The following is a 16,769-nucleotide window of genomic DNA, read 5'->3' as shown; positions in this document are numbered from 1 at the left end:
CGTACCGACTTCGCGCGATCTAGGAGAACCACTGGTGACAGACGGCTTCCCGGCTCCCGTCGCGGTGGCCCACGCACCCCTGGCAGCCACCATCACGCGTGTCGCCGAACTCGCGGGCAAGATGGGCCGCGATCTGAATCAGGTCTTCGATCTGCGGCGCCTCTCGGAGGCCTCCGGCGTACCGGCGGACGTGGTCAGAACCCTGCTCGACGGCAGGCCCGCCGGCGAACCCGATCTCCAGACGCGCTTCCTCCAGCGCCTCGACCTGCTCCGGCGCACCCGGGTCAAACCCAACGGCCGCCGCTACACCCAGCAGGAGATCGCGGACGGCGCCGGCATGTCCCGGCAGCAGGCCGGAGCCCTGATCAACGGCGACCGCCGCCCCACCATGGAGCACTGCGACGCGATCCAGCGCTTCTTCGGGGTGCACGCGGGCTTCCTCACCGCCCACGACGCCGACGCCCTCACCGACGCGCTCCAGCGCACCGAGCAGCAGCTGCTCCAGGACTTCGCCGGGCGGGCGCGGGAAAACACCCCGGCCGCGGCCGCTTCGGGCGGCGACCCGCTGGCAAGACTCCTCCAGAACCACGGTGTACGGGGCATCGCGTGGCGAGCCGCCCAACTGCCCAGCGACAAGCATCGGGACAAGGTGACCGAATGGCTGGACATGCTCCTCGAAAGCGTAAAACCGAACGAATCCTGACCCAGTCGAGAGTCTGGGTCTGATCCTTGAGTCCTGATCCGGATCCGCGCCGACGGGGAGAACGGTGAGCATAGGCAGAGAGCAGCGGCGGTTGTGCGGGGAGCTGGTGGCCGGGATCCGGCTGACCGCGCCCGTGGAACCCGTGGACCTCTACGCCGCCCTCTGCGAGGGCATGAGCAGGCACCGCGGCCGTCGGGTGGAGTTCCGGATGGCCTCGTTCCCGCCGGGGACGGCCAGCGGCCTGTGGCTCGACATGGCGGACCGCGACCTCGTGGTCATCGAGGAACGGACCGCTCCCGACCACCAGTTGGTGATCCTGGGTCACGAGCTGTGGCACATGAAGGCCGGCCACTGCAGCCACCACGTCGACGGCGCCGCCGTCGCCGCCCGCCTGCTGTGCGACGAGGCCGACCTCGGCGAGACCGTCCGGCGGGTCGCCGCGCGCACCCGCGCCGACGTACAGGAGGAGACCGAGGCCGAGACGTTCGGCTTACTGCTGGGTGCCCGGTGCAGGACCTGGCTGGCCGGGTCGGCGAGCCACCGGGCGCCGGCACAGCGCGACGAATTGGCGGGCCGGATCGAGGCCTCGCTGGGCTACCGGGGGCACAGGAACGACCGTTGAGCGGCGAGGACTACTACATACCGGCCATCGCACTGGCCATCTCCCTGGCCTTCAAACTGCCGGCCCTCCGCTCCAACTGGCGTGATCCGCTCCTGCGTTCCGTCTGCGCCCTGCTGATCCTGGCCGCCTCGGTGTTCACCTTCGCCGCCCCGCCCACCATCGACGCGGTCAACCGCCGCACCGGGATCGCCAACGTCTCCGCCCCGCTCGTCTACTGCCTGATCACCGCCTTCAGCGCCTCCTGCCTGGTCCTCATGGTCAACTGGCGAGGCGGCCCGGCCGAGCAGACCCGCCGCGTCTCGCGGCGCTGGATCCTGGGCTACAGCGTGGTCATCGTGGCCCTGATCGTGCTGTTCGCCCTCGGTGAGGCCCCGGTCGAGCGGCTGCGCGACTTCGACACCTACTACGCCAACACGCCCTACCTCGGGCAGATGATCGGCCTCTACCTGCTGGCGCACCACGTGGCCGCGGTCGTGATGGTGTCGCTGTGCTGGCGCTGGTCCCTCCAGGTGCGGGGCTGGCTCCGGGTCGGCCTGGTGATCATCGTCTCGGGCTACGTCTTCAACCTCGCCTACGACGCCGCCAAGATCTCCGCGGTCGTCGCCCGCTGGCTCGGCCACGACCTGGACGACCTGAGTACCTACGTCGCCCCGCCGCTCGCCGCCGTGGGCGCGCTGATCAGCGCGACGGGCTTCGTCGTCCCCCTCGTGTGCCAGCGGCTGTCGGACAACTGGCAGACCTGGACGACGTACCGGAAGCTCGGCGCCCTCTGGCAGGAGGTGCAGATGTGCACGCACAGCTGCACCCCCGGCGTACGGATGTCCTGGTGGTCCGCGGCCGAGCTCCGGGTGATCCAGCGCGAGTCGGACATCCACGACGGGTTCCTGCACCTGGGCCCGTACTTCGACCGGAGCATCCGCGGCGGCGCCTACGAACGCGCCCTCGCGGACGGGGCCGACGCGGCGACGGCGTGTGCGGTCGCCGACGCCGCCATGGTCGCGGCGGCCGTGCAGGCCCGTTCCGCGGACCCCGAGGGCCGAACCATCGGGGACGGCGAGGAGAGCGTGTTCGACACCCCCGACGGGCCGCGCGACCTGCTGCGGATCTCCCACGCCCTGCGCCATTCGCCGATGGTCCAGACGGTCCGGCAGCAGGCGGCGCTGTCGGCGGCGAGCGGTCCGGCGTAGGCCGTACGAGGATCAGCGCGCGGCGGCGACGGCCGTCGCGGGGAACAGCTCCTGGAAGGGGCCGGCGGAGTCGACCCCGTCCCGCCCGTAGGGCGCGTCAAAGCTCCACACCATGAACAGCAGGAACACGATCAGCGCGCTGAACAGCCCGGCCAGCAGCAGCTCCCGCCCGGAGCGCCGGATCTGCAGCGTGAAGATCAACCCGACCGTGACCACCCCGCCGACGAGCAGCCCGAACCACACCACGCCCGGCAGCGTGGACTCCGAACTCTGGGTCCGCGAGTGGCGGGCGTCGTCGGCGGCCGCGATGTGGTCCAGCAGCGGCTGGTAGGCCTGGGCCTGGAGCTCGGTGGTCGGGCTCTGATGGGTGACGTCGCTGCGCAGCTTGCCGAGCAGCTGGGCCCCCTCGGCGGAGGCGCTCTGCCCGGAGGTCAGCAGCGGCCAGTCCACGGAGACGGTGTGGGAGACGTACGCGTTCACCTCGCCGCGGATCCGGTCGCGGACGGGGGCCGGGTAGACGTCGGCGCGCTGGGTGACCTCGTACAGCGACTGCGCCTCGCGCCGCACGCTGTCCTCGGCGGCGCCGCGCGCCTCCCAGACGCCGGCGATGGCCAGGCCGAGCACGATCGCGTAGACCACGCCCACCATCATGGTCATGTACTCGATGACATCGGGGGTTTCACTGGTGTCCTCGTCGTCGGCGACCCGGCGGTGCCGGATCGCGGTGGCGGCGAGGACGAGGGCGCAGACGAGCACCATGGCGATGGCCAGGACCAGCCATTCGGACACGTGGATTCTCCCGGGTGGATCGGTGGATGGATACGCCGCCGGCGGTCAGCCGCGGCTCTTGGAACGGGGGCGCAGGGCGGCTGCGGCGAGTACGGCCGGGGTGGTGACGACGACCATGAGCATCATGGTGGACATCCCGTCCGGGCCGCGCCGCTCCAAGGCCACCGAGTGGTACGGACGCACGTGAAAGGCGCTCACGGGCGCGGCGGCGGCCCTGGGCAGGGGCGGGGCGGGTGCGTCCGCCTGCTCCGGTCCGGCCCCGGGCCCGGCAGCCGGCCCGGGTGTCGGCGGCTCCGATCCCGCGGGCCCGGCCTCCGCGTCGGGCCCGGGCGCGTCCGCCGGGGCCGGAGACTCCGGAGCGCGGGCGGGGCGGGGGCCGGGGGCGCGCCCCGGGTGGTGCACGGTGGGCCGGTCGGCCCCGGGCACGGGCACCCGTACCGAGGGCACGCCCACCCGTACCTCGGGCGGCCCCGGGACGGTCGGCCTGTCCCGGGCCTTCGGCACGCACAGGTCGACGCGGGCGCCGCGGCCGTGGCCGTCGCCCGCGACCGCCACGTGGCCGTGCAGCGGGCACAGCGCCGCCACCAGACCCGCTCCGGCGAAGTACTGCCAAGCGGTCACCGCGCGTCCTCCCGATTCCGCAGCACATGTGAGGGTTACGGCTGAAGAAACGATCACGACCCCGGTTCGATACGCGGCAGACAGGTCAAGATCCTTGGCGGAGGGGTGACTTCAGGCCACCGGCCCATCGGAGTGGGCGGTGGGACCCGTGGGGCCGGTCCGCACCGCGTACGCCGCGGCGAACCCGGCGGGCACCAGGACGTCGGCGAGACGCCAGCCCGGCCGGTGTACGGGCGTCGGGCCGCCGCCCACCCGCATCGCCGCCATGAGGCGGGCGTCGATGCCGCGGCCGGTTCCCTTGAGGAGGGCCTCCTTGCGGGTCCAGCAGCGCGCGAAGGCCGCGGCCCTGGGGCGCCCGGGCGGGAGCGCGGCCAGCTCCGCCCGCTCCCGGGGGTGCAGGGCGGCCGGGACCTCCGGGAGGCGGCCGCCGGACGGCACCTCCTCGACATCGGCGCCCACGGGGCTGTCCGCGAAGGCCAGCAGGGCCAGGCCGCGGGTGTGGGACAGGGAGAAGTGGACGGGGGCGCCGGCCACGGCGGGGCGGCCGTGCGGTCCGCCGCACCCCGGGCAGTCATCCCTGGCGTAGGCGATCCCGGCCGGGTCGGTGCCGAGGTAGGCCCCGAGGAGCAGGCGGAGCGCGACGTGCGCGGCGACGTAGGCGGCGCGGTCGGCGTCGGACCGCCGGGCCCGTGCCCGCCGGCGTTCCTCGGTGTCGAGCAGGTGGAACCCGAAACCGAAACCCGAAGCGGAACCGGACCCGGACCCGGAGCCGGACCCGGAGCCGGACCCGGAGCCGGACCCGGAGCCGGACCCGGCGACTTCCCCCACCGGAACCGACCAGACTTCCGCATTCCCGCGCGGCACCGATAGCGGCAAACCCGACGGAAGAGGATCCCGCCCGAATTCCTTGGGAGCCTGCGGAATACCCGTTCTCCACAATTCAACCATCCCCCGAACCCCCATCCGACCTGCGCTTGTGTACGCGACCTGACGTCGACTTAACCCTCCCGGGAGAAAAGCGCAGTTGACCTTGCAAAACCTGACCGAACCCTGCATGGACCCGTCTTGTTCGCCCCTCTCGAATTGCAGAGTATGAGACGCATCTCCCTAGGGGGAAGGCATGTAGAAGATGCTTATCGTCAATAGGGGTGAGATCGCGGTCCGCGTCGCCCGGGCGTGCCGCGCCGGACCACGGGGTGCTCCGGCGAGCGCCACCTCGACAGGCCGCGGCACGTCGAGCCCCTGTGCCTGGCCGGCACCGTCGTCGGCCTCGCCGTCGAGATCGGCCGGCCCGTCAGCTGCGGAGCCACGCTCTGCGAGATCAAGGGATAGGACACCGACATCATGCACAGCACACTCATCGTCGCCAGGATGGACCTGGCCTCCCGCGGCGACGTCGCCAAGCTCTTCGCCGACTTCGACGGCACCGAGATGCCCCACCTCATGGGCACCCGCCGCCGGCAGCTGTTCTCGTACCGCGGCCTGTACTTCCACCTCCAGGACTTCGACGAGGACAACGGCGGCGCGCTCATCGAGCAGGCCAAGTCCGACCCGCGCTTCCTCCGGATCAGCGACGACCTGAAGCCCTTCATCGAGGCCTACGACCCCGCGACCTGGCGCTCCCCGGCCGACGCGATGGCCACCCGCTTCTACGATTGGGAGGCGGGCAAATGACCGGCCGCCGCGTCGTCATCACGGGGATGGAGGTCCTCGCGCCCGGCGGGCTCGGCACGAAGAGCTTCTGGGACCTGCTCAGCGAGGGGCGCACCGCCACCCGGCGGATCACCTTCTTCGACCCCTCCCCCTTCCGCTCCCGGGTGGCGGCCGAGATCGACTTCGATCCGGCGGAGTTCCTGCTGACACCGCAGGAGGTGCGCCGGATGGACCGGGCCGCCCAGTTCGCCGTGGTCGCGGCGCGCGGAGCCGTCGCCGACAGCGGGATCGACCCCGGCGCGTACGACCCGTACCGGATCGGGGTCACGATCGGCACCGCGGTCGGCGCCACGATGGGGCTCGACGAGGAGTACCGGACGGTCAGCGACGCGGGCCGGCTGCACCTGGTCGACCACGCGTACGCCGTACCCCACCTGTACAACTACATGGTCCCCAGCTCCTTCGCGGCCGAGGTCGCGCTGGCGGTGGGCGCGGAGGGGCCGAGCACCGTGGTGTCGACCGGCTGCACCTCCGGCATCGACTCCGTGGGCTACGCGGTGGAGCTGATCCGCGAGGGCAGCGCCGACATCATGATCGCGGGTTCCTCCGACGCCCCGATCTCCCCGATCACCATGGCCTGCTTCGACGCGATCAAGGCGACCACGCCCCGCGACGACGACCCCGCCACCGCTTCCAGGCCGTTCGACGGGAGCCGCAACGGCTTCGTTCTCGGCGAGGGGGCGGCCGTGTTCGTCCTGGAGGAGCTGGAGAGCGCCAAGCGGCGCGGCGCGCGCGTCTACGCCGAGATCGCCGGCTACGCCACGCGCAGCAACGCCTATCACATGACCGGACTGCGCCCGGACGGGGCGGAGATGGCCGAGGCGATCCGCCTCGCCCTGGACGAGGCGCGGATGAACGGTGACGAGATCGACTACATCAACGCGCACGGGTCGGGGACCAAGCAGAACGACCGGCACGAGACGGCGGCCTTCAAGAAGCAGCTGGGCGAGCACGCCTACCGGGTCCCGGTGAGCTCCATCAAGTCGATGGTCGGGCACTCGCTCGGCGCGATCGGGTCGATCGAGATCGCCGCGTCGGTGCTGGCGCTCCAGCACAACGTGGTGCCGCCCACCGCGAACCTGCACACGCCCGATCCCGAATGCGATCTCGACTACGTGCCGCTCACCGCCCGGTCGCACGCCACCGACGCCGTGCTGACCGTGGGCAGCGGCTTCGGCGGATTCCAGAGCGCCATGGTGCTGGCCCGGCCGGACAGGAAGGCAGCGGCATGACCGTCAAGGCAGTGGTATCCGGGCTGGGCATCACCGCGCCCAACGGCTTGGGGGTGCGGGAGTTCTGGGCCGCCACCCGCGCCGCGAAGAGCGGCATAGGCCGGGTCACCCGCTTCGACCCGGGCCAGTACCCGGCCACGCTCGCCGGGCAGATCACCGATTTCACGGCCGAGGACCACCTGCCGAGGAATCTGCTGCCGCAGACGGACCGGATGACCAGGCTGGCGCTGGTGGCCACGGACTGGGCGCTCGCCGACGCGGGCATCCGGCCCGAGGAACTGCACGGGTTCGACATGGGCGTGATCACCGCCAGCTCGGCGGGCGGGTTCGAGTTCGGCCAGGGCGAGCTGCGCAACCTCTGGGCCAAGGGACGCCAGTACGTGAGCGCGTACCAGTCCTTCGCCTGGTTCTACGCCGTCAACAGCGGACAGATCTCCATCCGCAACGGCATGAAGGGCCCCAGCGGGGTCCTGGTCAGCGATCAGGCGGGCGGGCTCGACGCGGTGGCGCAGGCCCGCCGGCAGATCCGCAAGGGTACGAACCTGATCGTCTCCGGGTCCGTGGACGCCTCCATCTGTCCGTGGGGCTGGGTGGCGCAGCTGGCCGGCGAGCGCCTGAGCACCAGCGCCGACCCCCAGGCGGCGTACCTGCCCTTCGATCCGGCCGCCAACGGTCACGTGCCCGGTGAGGGCGGGGCCATCCTCATCGTGGAAGCCCACGAGGCCGCGCTGGAGCGGGGCGCGCGGATCTACGGGGAGATCGCCGGCTACGGGGCGACCTTCGACCCGAGGCCGGACCGCGGGCGGGTGCCGGGGCTGCGCCGGGCGATCGAGCTGGCGCTGGCCGACGCGCGGGTGCGGCCCGCCGAGGTGGACGTGGTGTTCGCGGACGGCGCGGCGATCCGCGAGCTCGACCGCGTCGAAGCCGAGGCCATCACCCAGGTGTTCGGTCCGCGCGGGGTGCCGGTCACCGCTCCCAAGACGATGACCGGGCGGCTCTACTCGGGCGCCGCGCCGCTGGATCTGGCGACGGCCTTCCTGGCCATCGAGGACGGGCTGATCCCGCCCACCATCAACGTCTCGCCCGCCGCCGAGTACGACCTCGACCTCGTCGTCGACCGGCCGCGCGCCGCGAGCGTGTGCAACGCCCTGGTCCTGGCCCGCGGGCAGGGCGGATTCAACTCCGCCATGGTCGTCCGCGACATCGCCTGCGGGCACGGCTGAGCACCGACTTCCCACCGTACGGACCCGTTACCACCGTCAGAGAGGCATCCGCCATGGCCACCACCGCCACCTTCACCCTCGACGACCTCACGACCATTCTGTTCGCCGCGGCCGGCGATCAGGGTGCCGAACTCGCCGCCGAGCTGGGGACGGAGTTCGAGGCACTCGGCTACGACTCGCTCGCCCTGCTGGAGATCAGCGGCCGGATCGAGCGGGAGTACGGCATCTCGCTCGACGACGACCCGCTGACCGGCGAGAGCACGCCGCAGTCGCTGATCGATTCCGTCAATTCGCTCCTCGCCACGTCCGTCTGAACCTTCATCAGCCACGGGAGAAGAAGTCATGCCGCAGCAGAGTCAGCGGGTCGCACTCGTCACCGGCGCCACCAGCGGGATCGGCCTCGCCGTCGCCCGGCTGCTGGCCGAACAGCAGCACCGGGTGTTCATCGGCGCACGCACCGCCGAGAACGTCGCCTCGACCGTCAAGCAGTTGCGGGAGGAGGGGCTCGACGTCGACGGCAGCGCCGTCGACGTCCGCTCCAACGACGGGGTCCACGCCTTCGTGCGGGCCGCCGTCGACCGGTTCGGCCCGATCGACGTGCTGGTGAACAACGCCGGCCGCAGCGGTGGCGGCGTCACCGCCGACATCGACGACGAACTGTGGAACGACGTGATCGACACCAACCTCAACAGCGTCTTCCGGCTCACCCGGGAGGTGCTCAACACCGGCGGCATGCGGGGCCGAAGCCGCGGCCGGATCATCAACATCGCGTCCACGGCGGGCAAGCAGGGCGTCGTCCTCGGCGCCCCGTACTCGGCCTCCAAGCACGGCGTGGTCGGCTTCACCAAGGCGCTCGGCAACGAGCTGGCACCGACCGGGGTCACCGTCAACGCGGTCTGCCCCGGATATGTGGAGACCCCGATGGCCCAGCGGGTCCGACAGGGCTACGCCGCCGCCTACGACACCACCGAGGACACCATCCTGGAGAAGTTCCAGGCGAAGATCCCGCTCGGCCGCTACTCCACCCCGGAGGAGGTCGCCGGCCTCGTCGGCTACCTGGCCTCCGACACCGCCGCCTCCATCACCGCGCAGGCGCTGAACGTGTGCGGCGGACTCGGCAACTTCTGAGCGCCGCCCGCTCTCCCACCCGTTCCGCGTTCCCCGTTTCCCGTTTCCCGAGAGGAGCACCGCATGTCCGTGTCCGAGCGGTCCAGTTCGCACGAGGTCGAGCACGACGTCACCATCGCGGCCCCGGCGGCAGCCGTGTACCGGCTGATCGCCGAGGTGGAGAACTGGCCACGCATCTTCCCCCCGACCATCTACGTCGACCAGGTCGACAAGGGCACCGGAGAGGAGCGCATACGCATCTGGGCCACCGCCAACGGCGAGGCGAAGAACTGGACTTCGCGCCGGATCCTGGACCCCGAGGGCCTGCGGATCGACTTCCGCCAGGAGGTCTCCGCTCCCCCGGTCGCCTCGATGGGCGGCGCCTGGCTGATCGAGCCGTTGTCGGAGACCGAGTCGCGGGTGCGTCTGCTGCACGACTACCGCGCGATCGACGACGACCCGGCGGGCCTCGCCTGGATCGAGGAGGCCGTCGACCGCAACTCGCGCTCCGAACTCGCCGCCCTGAAGACCAACATCGAGTTCGCGCACCAGGCCGAGGAGCTGACCTTCTCCTTCGAGGACACCGTCCAGGTGAACGGATCGGCCAAAGACGTCTACGACTTCGTCAACGAGGCGAACCTGTGGGCCGAGCGGCTGCCGCACGTGGCGAGCATCCGGCTCACGGAGGACGTACCGGGGCTCCAGACCCTGGAGATGGACACCCGCGCCAAGGACGGATCCACCCACACCACCAAGTCGTACCGGGTGACCTTCCCGCACCACAGGATCGCCTACAAGCAGGTGACCCTGCCCGCGCTGATGACCCTCCACACCGGCTACTGGACCTTCACCGAGAACGCGGAGGGGGTCGCCGCGTCCTCCCAGCACACGGTGGTGCTCAACACCGCCAACATCGCCCGGATCCTGGGCGAGGGCGCGACCGTCGCCGACGCCCGGGAGTACGTGCACAGCGCGCTCAGCACCAACAGCCGCGCCACGCTGGGCCACGCGAAGGACTACGCCGAGAGCCGGCGCTGACCGTGGCCGCCGACCGGCAGGACGCCCAGGTCGTCGTCGTGGGCGCGGGACCCGTCGGGCTGATGCTCGCCGGGGAGCTGCGCCTGGGCGGAGCGGACGTGGTGGTGCTGGAGCGCCGCACCTCCCCCACCACGGAGTCGCGCGCCTCCACCCTGCACGCCCGCACCATGGAGATCCTCGACAGCCGCGGCCTGCTGGCGCCGCTCGGCGAACCGCCGAACGAGCCCCGGGGCCACTTCGGCGGGATCCCGATGGATCTGACCCTCCCCGGCCGGTACCCCGGCCAGTGGAAGGTCCCGCAGTTCCGCACCGAACAGCTGCTCCAGGAGTGGGCGCTCGCGCTCGGCGCGGACGTGCGCCGCGGCTGGGAGGTCGTGGAGCTGGCCGAGGACGGCGAGGGGGTCCGGATCAGCGCGGACACCGCGAGCGGCCCCGTACGGATCCGCGCCGCCTACCTCGTCGCCTGCGACGGCGAGGACAGTACGGTCCGAGCGCTGACCGGGGCCCCCTTCCCCGGTCGGGGCACGGTCCGCGAACTGCTGCGCGCCGACGTGGCCGGCATCGACGTGCCCGGCCGGCGGTTCGAGCGGCTGGAGCGCGGGATGGCCGTGGCCGCGCGCAATCCCGAGGGCATCACCCGCGTGATGGTGCACGAGTTCGGCACCGGCGCCCGGTCCCGTACCGGCCAGCCCGACTTCGCGGAGATCACCGACGTGTGGAAGCGCGTCACCGGCGAGGACATCAGCTCCGGGGAGCCCCTCTGGGTCAACTCCTTCGGGGACGCCAACCGGCAGCTGACCCGCTACCGCGAGGGCCGGGTGCTCTACGCCGGCGACGCGGCCCACCGGCAGATGCCCATCGGCGGCCAGGCCCTCAACCTGGGCCTCCAGGACGCCGTGAACCTCGGCTGGAAGCTGGCCCTGCGGGTCCGCGGCCGGGCCCCCGACAGCCTGCTCGACACCTACCACTCGGAGCGGCACGCGGTGGGGGCGCGGGTCCTGGAGAACATCGGGGCCCAGGCCCTGCTGCTGCTCGGCGACGCGGAGGTGGAGCCGCTGCGGGCGCTGATGACCGGGCTGGTGGCCGCCGAGGAGAACCGCGCCCGCCTGGCCGGGATGATCAGCGGACTCGACATCCGCTACCCGGTGGACGAGGGCGACCACCCCTGGCTGGGCGCACGGCTGCCCGAGCTGGCGCTGGCCGGGCCGGACGGCTCCACCACGACGACCGAGCTGCTGCGCACCGGGCGCGGACTGCTGCTGGACCTGACGGGTGATCCGACGGCCGCCCTCGGCCGGATCGCCGAGCCGTGGGCCGACCGGGTCACGACGGTGGCGGCGCAAGACGGCGGCAGCGGGAACCCGGGCACCGAGGCCCTCCTCGTCCGCCCGGACGGTCACGTCGTGTGGGCCGCGACCTGGCAGGCCGTACCGCTTTACCGGGTCCTGCGCCGCTGGTTCGGCGCGTCACGCCATGAATACGAAAATCCGAGCAGAGGATGAATCCCGTGGACACGGACGTCATCATCGTCGGCGCCGGGCCGACCGGTCTCATGCTGGCGGGCGAACTGCGCCTCGGCGGCGTGGGCGTCATCGTGACCGAGCGGCTGGCCGAACCCACCGGCCAGTCCCGCGGTCTTGGCTTCACCGCCCGCGCCATGGAAGTCTTCGACCAGCGCGGGCTGCTGCCGCGGTTCGGCACGCTGGAGAAGAGCCCCCTCGGCCACTTCGGCGGGGTCCAGTTCGACTACACCGTGCTGGAGGACTCCCATTTCGGGGCCCGCGGCGTCCCGCAGCACCAGACCGAGGCGGTCCTCAAGGCCTGGGCCACCGAGCTGGGCGCGGACCTCCGCCGCGGCTGGGACCTGGTGGACATCGCCGACGAGGGGGACGAGGGGGTGCGGGTCACCCTGAACACCCCGGACGGCGTGCGGCAGCTGCGCGCCGCCTACCTGGTGGGCTGCGACGGGGGCCACAGCACCGTCCGCAAGGCCGTCGGCTTCGACTTCCCCGGCACGCCCGCGACCCGCGACATGTACCTGGCCGACGTGGTCGGCTGTGACCTGCGCCCCCGGTTCCTCGGCGAACGGCTGCCGAACGGCATGGTGATGGCGGCCCCGCTGAAGGAGGGCGTGGACCGCGTGATCGTCTGCGAGCACGGCACTGCGCCGGGCGCCCGCGGCGAGTCCCCGGACTTCGAGGAGATCGCCGACGCCTGGCAGCGGATCACCGGCGAATCCCTCCACGGGGGCGGTGCCGAGTGGGTCAGCTCCTTCACCGACGCCACCCGCCAGGTCACCGAGTACCGGCGCGGCCGCGTCCTGCTGGCCGGTGACGCGGCGCACATCCACCTCCCGGCCGGCGGGCAGGGGCTGAGCACCGGTCTCCAGGACGCCGCCAACCTCGGCTGGAAGCTCGCCGCCACCCTCCGGGGCCGGGCGCCGGAGGGGCTGCTGGACAGCTACCACGCCGAACGGCACCCGGTCGGCGCCCGACTGCTCATGAACACCCGCGCCCAGGGCACGGTGTTCCTCGGCGGCGACGAGGCGGAGCCGCTGCGCCACCTGCTGACCGAACTGCTGGAGTACGACGTGGTCAAGCGACACCTCTCGGGCACCGTGAGCGGCCTCGACATCCGCTACGACGTCGGCGGCCCGGCCCATCCACTGGCCGGCCGGCGCCTGGCGCCCCGGGGCCTGCGGACGGCGTTCGGACCCACCACCACGACCGCCCTGCTGCACGCCGGGCGGGGCGTGCTGCTCGTCCTCACCGACGACGAGCACGCGCCGGAGACCGTGGAGACCGCGCGGGCGTGGGCCGACCGGGTCGACGTCACCCTGGCCGTACCGGAGGATCCGGGGACGTTCGGCGACGCCGCCGCGCTGCTCGTGCGGCCCGACGGGTACGTGGCCTGGGTGGGCTCCGACACCACCGTCGTCGGCGTCCCCGACGGACTGGCCGAGGCCCTGCGCCGCTGGTTCGGCGCGCCGGCCGCCCTCGACGCGGCGTCGGCGGCATGACCACCGCGCCCGCGGCCCTGTCCCGGGGAGTGCGCCGGATCAGCCTGGACGCCGACGGCATCCCGCTGTCGGCCCTGCTGTGCGAGCCCCGGGACTCCGCGCCGCGGGCGACGGTGGTCGCGGTGCACGGGGCCGGCATGAGCGCCGGCTACTTCGACGGCCAGGCCCTGCCCGACCTGTCCCTGCTCACCCTGGGGGCGCGGCTCGGCTTCACGGTCCTGGCCGTCGACCGGCCGGGCTACGGACGGTCCACGGGCCTGCTCCCCGAGGGGCAGGCGCTCGCCGAGCAGGCGGCCACCCTGGCCGCCGCCCTGCGCGACCACCGGGCCCGCTTCCCCACCGGGGCGGGCCTGTTCCTCCTGGCCCACTCGTTCGGCGGGAAGGTCGCGCTGCTCACCGCCGCCGACCACTGCGCGCCCGATCTGCTGGGCGTCGAGATCTCCGGCTGCGGCCACCGGTACGCGCCCGACGCCCACTCGGGCGCGGACGCGGCCCGGGGAGGCAGGCGGAGCTGGGGGCCGCTGCGCCTGTACCCGCCGGGCACCTTCACCACGGGCGGCTCGATCCTGGCCCCCGTCCCGCCCCTGGAGCAGGCGGACATCGTCCGCTGGCCGGAGGTGTTCCGGGGCGCCGCCGGCCGCGTCCGCGTACCCGTACGGTTCACCTTCGCCGAGCACGAGGCGTGGTGGCGGCACGATCCGGAGGCGCTCGCGGAGCTGCGGTCGCGGCTCAGCGCCGCGCCGCGGCTGTGCATCGACCGGCAGCCGGGGGCGGGCCACAACATCAGCCTGGGCTACGCGGCCCGTTCCTATCACCTGCGGTGCCTCGGATTCTTCGAGGACTGCCTGCTCCAACAGGGCGTCACGTACTGTTGAAAACCTTGGTCGGATCGTACGAAACGAGGGGACTGAAACGGATATGACAACCGCTCAGGACGGCGTGCGGGTCGAGCCCAGTGCGAAGCGGGTCAGGGTCTATCTGGGCGGCCGCGCGGTGGCCGACAGCAGCCGCCCCCTGCTGGTGTGGGAGAACCCGTACTACCCGACGTACTACTTCCCGGCCGATGACGTCGACCGGGACCTGCTGACCCCGGACGGGGAGACCGCCCGCTCGCCCGAGCGCGGCGACGCGGAGGTGTTCACGGTCAAGGTCGGCCCGACGGCGGCCCCGGGCGCCGCGCAGCACTACGCCGCCTCCCCGGTCGAGGAGTTGAAGGGCCACTTCCGCTTCGACTGGGAGGCCATGGACTCCTGGTTCGAGGAGGACGAGGAGATATTCGTCCACGTCCGCTCCCCGCACACGCGGATCGACGTCCTGCCCAGCTCGCGCCACATACGCGTGGAGATCGACGGGGTCACGATCGCCGAGACCCGCAGCGCCCGTCTGCTCTTCGAGACCGGCCTTCCGACGCGGTACTACGTGCCGCAGACCCATGTCCGGATGGACCTGCTGGAGCGGTCCGACACCGTCACCCGCTGCCCGTACAAGGGCACCGCGCGGTACTGGTCGATCCGGGTCGGCGACCGGCTCCACACCGATCTGGCCTGGTCGTACCCGACGCCGCTGCCCGAGAGCCAGAAGGCCGCCGGCCTCATCGCCTTCTACAAGGTGGACATCTACGTGGACGGCGTGCTCCACGTGGACCCGAAGCGCCGCTGATCCTCCCCCGGCAACATACGGAGAGCCGCATTCGCCGAATGCGGCTCTCCGCCGTGTCCATGGGCCGGTCAGTCCGTCCAGCTGCGGGCCCCGGTGAACCGGGGCGCCCGCCACCCGACGGCTTCCGCACGCCGCGGGGGCTCCGTCCGGGCGGCCCCCCGCTGAGCCGCCCGGGCGAGCACGACCGCTGCCAGCGCGGCCAGTTCCTCCGCGTTCGCCCTGCCCCGTTCGATGCGCAGCAGGGGCTCCGCCGCGTCCGCGCTCACTGCGGCGGGTTGCCGTGCTTGCGCGCCGGCAGGTCGACGTGTTTGGCCCGCAGCATGGCCAGGCCCCGGATGAGGGCGCCCCGCGTGTCGGCCGGGGCGATGACGTCGTCCACCAGACCGCGCTCGGCGGCGTAGTACGGGTGCATCAGCTCCGCCCTGTACTCCTTGACCAGGCGGGCCCGGGTGGCCTCGGGGTCCTCGGAGGCGGCGATCTGCCTGCGGAAGATGACGTTCGCGGCGCCCTCGGCGCCCATCACCGCGATCTCGTTGGTCGGCCAGGCGTAGGTCAGGTCGGCGCCCACGGACTGCGAGTCCATGACGATGTAGGCGCCGCCGTACGCCTTGCGCAGGATCACCGAGATCCGCGGGACGGTGGCGTTGCAGTACGCGTACAGCAGCTTCGCGCCGTGGCGGATGATGCCGCCGTGCTCCTGGTCCACACCCGGCAGGAAGCCGGGTACGTCCAGCAGCGTGACGATCGGGATGTTGAAGGCGTCGCACATCTGGATGAAGCGCGCCGCCTTCTCCGAGGCCTTGATGTCGAGGACCCCGGCCAGGGACTGCGGCTGGTTGGCGACGACGCCGACGACCTCGCCGTCGAGCCGGCCGAGCGCACAGATGATGTTGGTCGCCCAGCGCTCGTGCACCTCCAGGTACTCGCCGTCGTCGACGATCTCCCGGACGACGGCGCGCATGTCGTACGGGCGGTTCCCGTCGGCGGGGACGAGGTCGCGCAGTGCCTCGCAGCTCCGCCCCGGCGGGTATTCGGCCGAGGCGGCCGGCGGGTTCTCCCTGTTGTTCTGCGGCAGCAGGGACAGCAGGTAGCGGACCTCCTCCAGGCAGGTCTGCTCGTCGTCGTACGCGAAGTGCGCGACGCCCGAGGTCTCGGCGTGCACGTCCGCGCCGCCCAGCCCGTTCTGGCTGATCTTCTCGCCGGTCACGGCCTGGACCACGTCCGGGCCGGTGATGAACATCTGCGAGGTGTCGCGGACCATGAAGACGAAGTCCGTGAGGGCCGGGGAGTACGCCGCCCCGCCCGCGCAGGGGCCCAGCATCACGCTGATCTGCGGGATGACCCCGGAGGCGCGGGTGTTGCGCTGGAAGATCCCGCCGTAGCCGGCCAGCGCCGAGACGCCCTCCTGGATCCTGGCGCCCGCCCCGTCGTTCAGGGACACCAGCGGCGCCCCGGCGGCGAGGGCGTGGTCCATGATCTTGTGGATCTTCTGCGCGTGGGCCTCGCCGAGCGCCCCGCCGAAGATGCGGAAGTCGTGGGCGTAGACGAAGACGGTGCGGCCGTGGACGGTGCCCCAGCCGGTGACGACCCCGTCGGTGTGGGGGCGGTTGCGTTCGAGGTCGAAGCCGCTCGCCCGGTGCCTTCGCAGCGGCTCCAGTTCGCTGAAGGACCCTTCGTCGAGGAGCAGGTCGATCCGCTCGCGAGCGGTCAACTTGCCCTTGGCGCGCTGTCGTTCGGTGGCGGCCGGGTCGCCTTCGAGGAGGCTGCGGCGCAGCTCCTCCAGTTCGGGGATGCCGATCGGCGGCACGTGCTGCCGGTCGCGTTTGACGGTGTCCATGCAGGTTCCCTTCGCGTGT

At 72.2% G+C, this 16,769-nt stretch carries 19 protein-coding genes; 14 read left to right on the top strand and 5 right to left on the bottom strand.

Annotated features, from left to right (window positions below):
• Positions 1-34 precede the first annotated feature (34 nt).
• The 3 genes from ACGFYU_RS16760 to ACGFYU_RS16750 all read left to right on the top strand — a co-directional run bounded on the left by ACGFYU_RS16760 (position 35) and on the right by ACGFYU_RS16750 (position 2,512).
• A complete protein-coding gene (locus tag ACGFYU_RS16760) occupies positions 35-703 on the top strand; it encodes a helix-turn-helix domain-containing protein (RefSeq protein WP_393828021.1) in 669 nt (222 codons plus the stop codon).
• A gap of 64 nt (positions 704-767) precedes the next feature.
• Positions 768-1,325, top strand: a complete 558-nt coding sequence (locus tag ACGFYU_RS16755; protein ID WP_393828020.1) for a toxin-antitoxin system, toxin component — start codon at positions 768-770, stop codon at positions 1,323-1,325.
• Complete coding sequence (locus tag ACGFYU_RS16750; RefSeq protein ID WP_393828019.1) at positions 1,322-2,512, top strand: MAB_1171c family putative transporter; 1,191 nt, start codon at positions 1,322-1,324, stop codon at positions 2,510-2,512. Before ACGFYU_RS16755 ends, ACGFYU_RS16750 begins: the two co-directional genes overlap by 4 nt.
• A 12-nt stretch (positions 2,513-2,524) precedes the next feature.
• Here the strand turns inward: ACGFYU_RS16750 and ACGFYU_RS16745 are convergent, their stop codons facing one another.
• The 3 genes from ACGFYU_RS16745 to ACGFYU_RS16735 form a co-directional block, all read right to left on the bottom strand.
• On the bottom strand, positions 2,525-3,301 hold the full coding sequence (locus tag ACGFYU_RS16745; RefSeq protein ID WP_393828018.1) for a hypothetical protein: 777 nt from the start codon (positions 3,299-3,301) through the stop codon (positions 2,525-2,527).
• A 45-nt stretch (positions 3,302-3,346) separates the two neighbouring features.
• On the bottom strand, positions 3,347-3,922 hold the full coding sequence (locus ACGFYU_RS16740; RefSeq protein WP_393828017.1) for a hypothetical protein: 576 nt from the start codon (positions 3,920-3,922) through the stop codon (positions 3,347-3,349).
• 111 nt (positions 3,923-4,033) lie between these two features.
• Positions 4,034-4,750 (bottom strand): 4'-phosphopantetheinyl transferase family protein, encoded by a 717-nt coding sequence (locus ACGFYU_RS16735; RefSeq protein ID WP_393828016.1) that lies wholly within the window; start codon positions 4,748-4,750, stop codon positions 4,034-4,036.
• Between the two features lie 348 nt (positions 4,751-5,098).
• Between ACGFYU_RS16735 and ACGFYU_RS16730 the strand changes: the two genes are divergently transcribed.
• The 11 genes from ACGFYU_RS16730 (at position 5,099) to ACGFYU_RS16680 (ending at position 14,913) form a co-directional block, all read left to right on the top strand.
• A complete protein-coding gene (locus ACGFYU_RS16730; protein ID WP_393828015.1) occupies positions 5,099-5,254 on the top strand; it encodes a hypothetical protein in 156 nt (51 codons plus the stop codon).
• A 12-nt stretch (positions 5,255-5,266) separates the two neighbouring features.
• Entirely contained in the window at positions 5,267-5,596 is a 330-nt protein-coding gene (locus ACGFYU_RS16725) for a TcmI family type II polyketide cyclase (protein ID WP_393828014.1), read from the top strand.
• Positions 5,593-6,867, top strand: coding sequence for a beta-ketoacyl-[acyl-carrier-protein] synthase family protein (locus ACGFYU_RS16720; protein ID WP_393828013.1), 1,275 nt, complete (start codon positions 5,593-5,595; stop codon positions 6,865-6,867). Before ACGFYU_RS16725 ends, ACGFYU_RS16720 begins: the two co-directional genes overlap by 4 nt.
• Entirely contained in the window at positions 6,864-8,090 is a 1,227-nt protein-coding gene (locus tag ACGFYU_RS16715) for a ketosynthase chain-length factor (protein WP_393828012.1), read from the top strand. The genes ACGFYU_RS16720 and ACGFYU_RS16715 overlap by 4 nt, the downstream gene beginning before the upstream one ends.
• Before the next feature lie 53 nt (positions 8,091-8,143).
• Positions 8,144-8,404 carry an acyl carrier protein gene (locus ACGFYU_RS16710; protein WP_393828011.1) on the top strand — a complete coding sequence of 87 codons (261 nt, stop codon included), beginning with the start codon at positions 8,144-8,146 and terminating at the stop codon, positions 8,402-8,404.
• Between the two features lie 28 nt (positions 8,405-8,432).
• Positions 8,433-9,218, top strand: a complete 786-nt coding sequence (gene fabG, locus ACGFYU_RS16705; RefSeq protein ID WP_393828010.1) for a 3-oxoacyl-ACP reductase FabG — start codon at positions 8,433-8,435, stop codon at positions 9,216-9,218.
• Positions 9,219-9,281: 63 nt separating this feature from the next.
• Positions 9,282-10,235 (top strand): aromatase/cyclase, encoded by a 954-nt coding sequence (locus tag ACGFYU_RS16700; protein ID WP_393828009.1) that lies wholly within the window; start codon positions 9,282-9,284, stop codon positions 10,233-10,235.
• A gap of 2 nt (positions 10,236-10,237) precedes the next feature.
• A complete protein-coding gene (locus tag ACGFYU_RS16695; RefSeq protein WP_393828008.1) occupies positions 10,238-11,737 on the top strand; it encodes an FAD-dependent monooxygenase in 1,500 nt (499 codons plus the stop codon).
• Positions 11,734-13,254, top strand: a complete 1,521-nt coding sequence (locus tag ACGFYU_RS16690) for an FAD-dependent monooxygenase (protein ID WP_393828007.1) — start codon at positions 11,734-11,736, stop codon at positions 13,252-13,254. Before ACGFYU_RS16695 ends, ACGFYU_RS16690 begins: the two co-directional genes overlap by 4 nt.
• The gene (locus ACGFYU_RS16685) at positions 13,251-14,129 is read left to right on the top strand and encodes an alpha/beta hydrolase (protein ID WP_393828006.1); all 879 of its coding nucleotides are present in this window, start codon (positions 13,251-13,253) and stop codon (positions 14,127-14,129) included. Before ACGFYU_RS16690 ends, ACGFYU_RS16685 begins: the two co-directional genes overlap by 4 nt.
• A gap of 43 nt (positions 14,130-14,172) precedes the next feature.
• Positions 14,173-14,913, top strand: a complete 741-nt coding sequence (locus ACGFYU_RS16680) for a DUF427 domain-containing protein (RefSeq protein WP_393828005.1) — start codon at positions 14,173-14,175, stop codon at positions 14,911-14,913.
• Between the two features lie 68 nt (positions 14,914-14,981).
• Here the strand turns inward: ACGFYU_RS16680 and ACGFYU_RS16675 are convergent, their stop codons facing one another.
• Together ACGFYU_RS16675 and ACGFYU_RS16670 are read right to left on the bottom strand one after the other, a co-directional pair.
• Positions 14,982-15,179: an acyl-CoA carboxylase epsilon subunit gene (locus ACGFYU_RS16675; protein WP_393828004.1), complete on the bottom strand. Its 198-nt coding sequence runs from the start codon at positions 15,177-15,179 to the stop codon at positions 14,982-14,984.
• Entirely contained in the window at positions 15,176-16,750 is a 1,575-nt protein-coding gene (locus tag ACGFYU_RS16670; RefSeq protein ID WP_393828003.1) for an acyl-CoA carboxylase subunit beta, read from the bottom strand. The genes ACGFYU_RS16675 and ACGFYU_RS16670 overlap by 4 nt, the downstream gene beginning before the upstream one ends.
• Between the last annotated feature and the right edge of the window lie 19 nt (positions 16,751-16,769).

The organism is Streptomyces sp. NPDC048337 (assembly GCF_043201175.1).
Taxonomy (GTDB): domain Bacteria; phylum Actinomycetota; class Actinomycetes; order Streptomycetales; family Streptomycetaceae; genus Streptomyces.
Note: the sequence above shows the minus strand (reverse complement) of the source record. Positions and strands in the feature narration are given on the sequence as shown.

Excerpts from the sequence above, each read along its gene's own strand:
- ACGFYU_RS16725 (WP_393828014.1), top strand. The coding sequence starts at position 5,267 with ATGCACAGCACACTCATCGTCGCCAGGATGGACCTGGCCTCCCGCGGC.
- ACGFYU_RS16720 (WP_393828013.1), top strand. The coding sequence starts at position 5,593 with ATGACCGGCCGCCGCGTCGTCATCACGGGGATGGAGGTCCTCGCGCCC.
- ACGFYU_RS16715 (WP_393828012.1), top strand. The coding sequence starts at position 6,864 with ATGACCGTCAAGGCAGTGGTATCCGGGCTGGGCATCACCGCGCCCAAC.
- ACGFYU_RS16710 (WP_393828011.1), top strand. The coding sequence starts at position 8,144 with ATGGCCACCACCGCCACCTTCACCCTCGACGACCTCACGACCATTCTG.
- fabG (WP_393828010.1), top strand. The coding sequence starts at position 8,433 with ATGCCGCAGCAGAGTCAGCGGGTCGCACTCGTCACCGGCGCCACCAGC.
- ACGFYU_RS16700 (WP_393828009.1), top strand. The coding sequence starts at position 9,282 with ATGTCCGTGTCCGAGCGGTCCAGTTCGCACGAGGTCGAGCACGACGTC.
- ACGFYU_RS16690 (WP_393828007.1), top strand. The coding sequence starts at position 11,734 with ATGAATCCCGTGGACACGGACGTCATCATCGTCGGCGCCGGGCCGACC.
- ACGFYU_RS16685 (WP_393828006.1), top strand. The coding sequence starts at position 13,251 with ATGACCACCGCGCCCGCGGCCCTGTCCCGGGGAGTGCGCCGGATCAGC.
- ACGFYU_RS16680 (WP_393828005.1), top strand. The coding sequence starts at position 14,173 with ATGACAACCGCTCAGGACGGCGTGCGGGTCGAGCCCAGTGCGAAGCGG.
- ACGFYU_RS16670 (WP_393828003.1), bottom strand. The coding sequence starts at position 16,750 with ATGGACACCGTCAAACGCGACCGGCAGCACGTGCCGCCGATCGGCATC.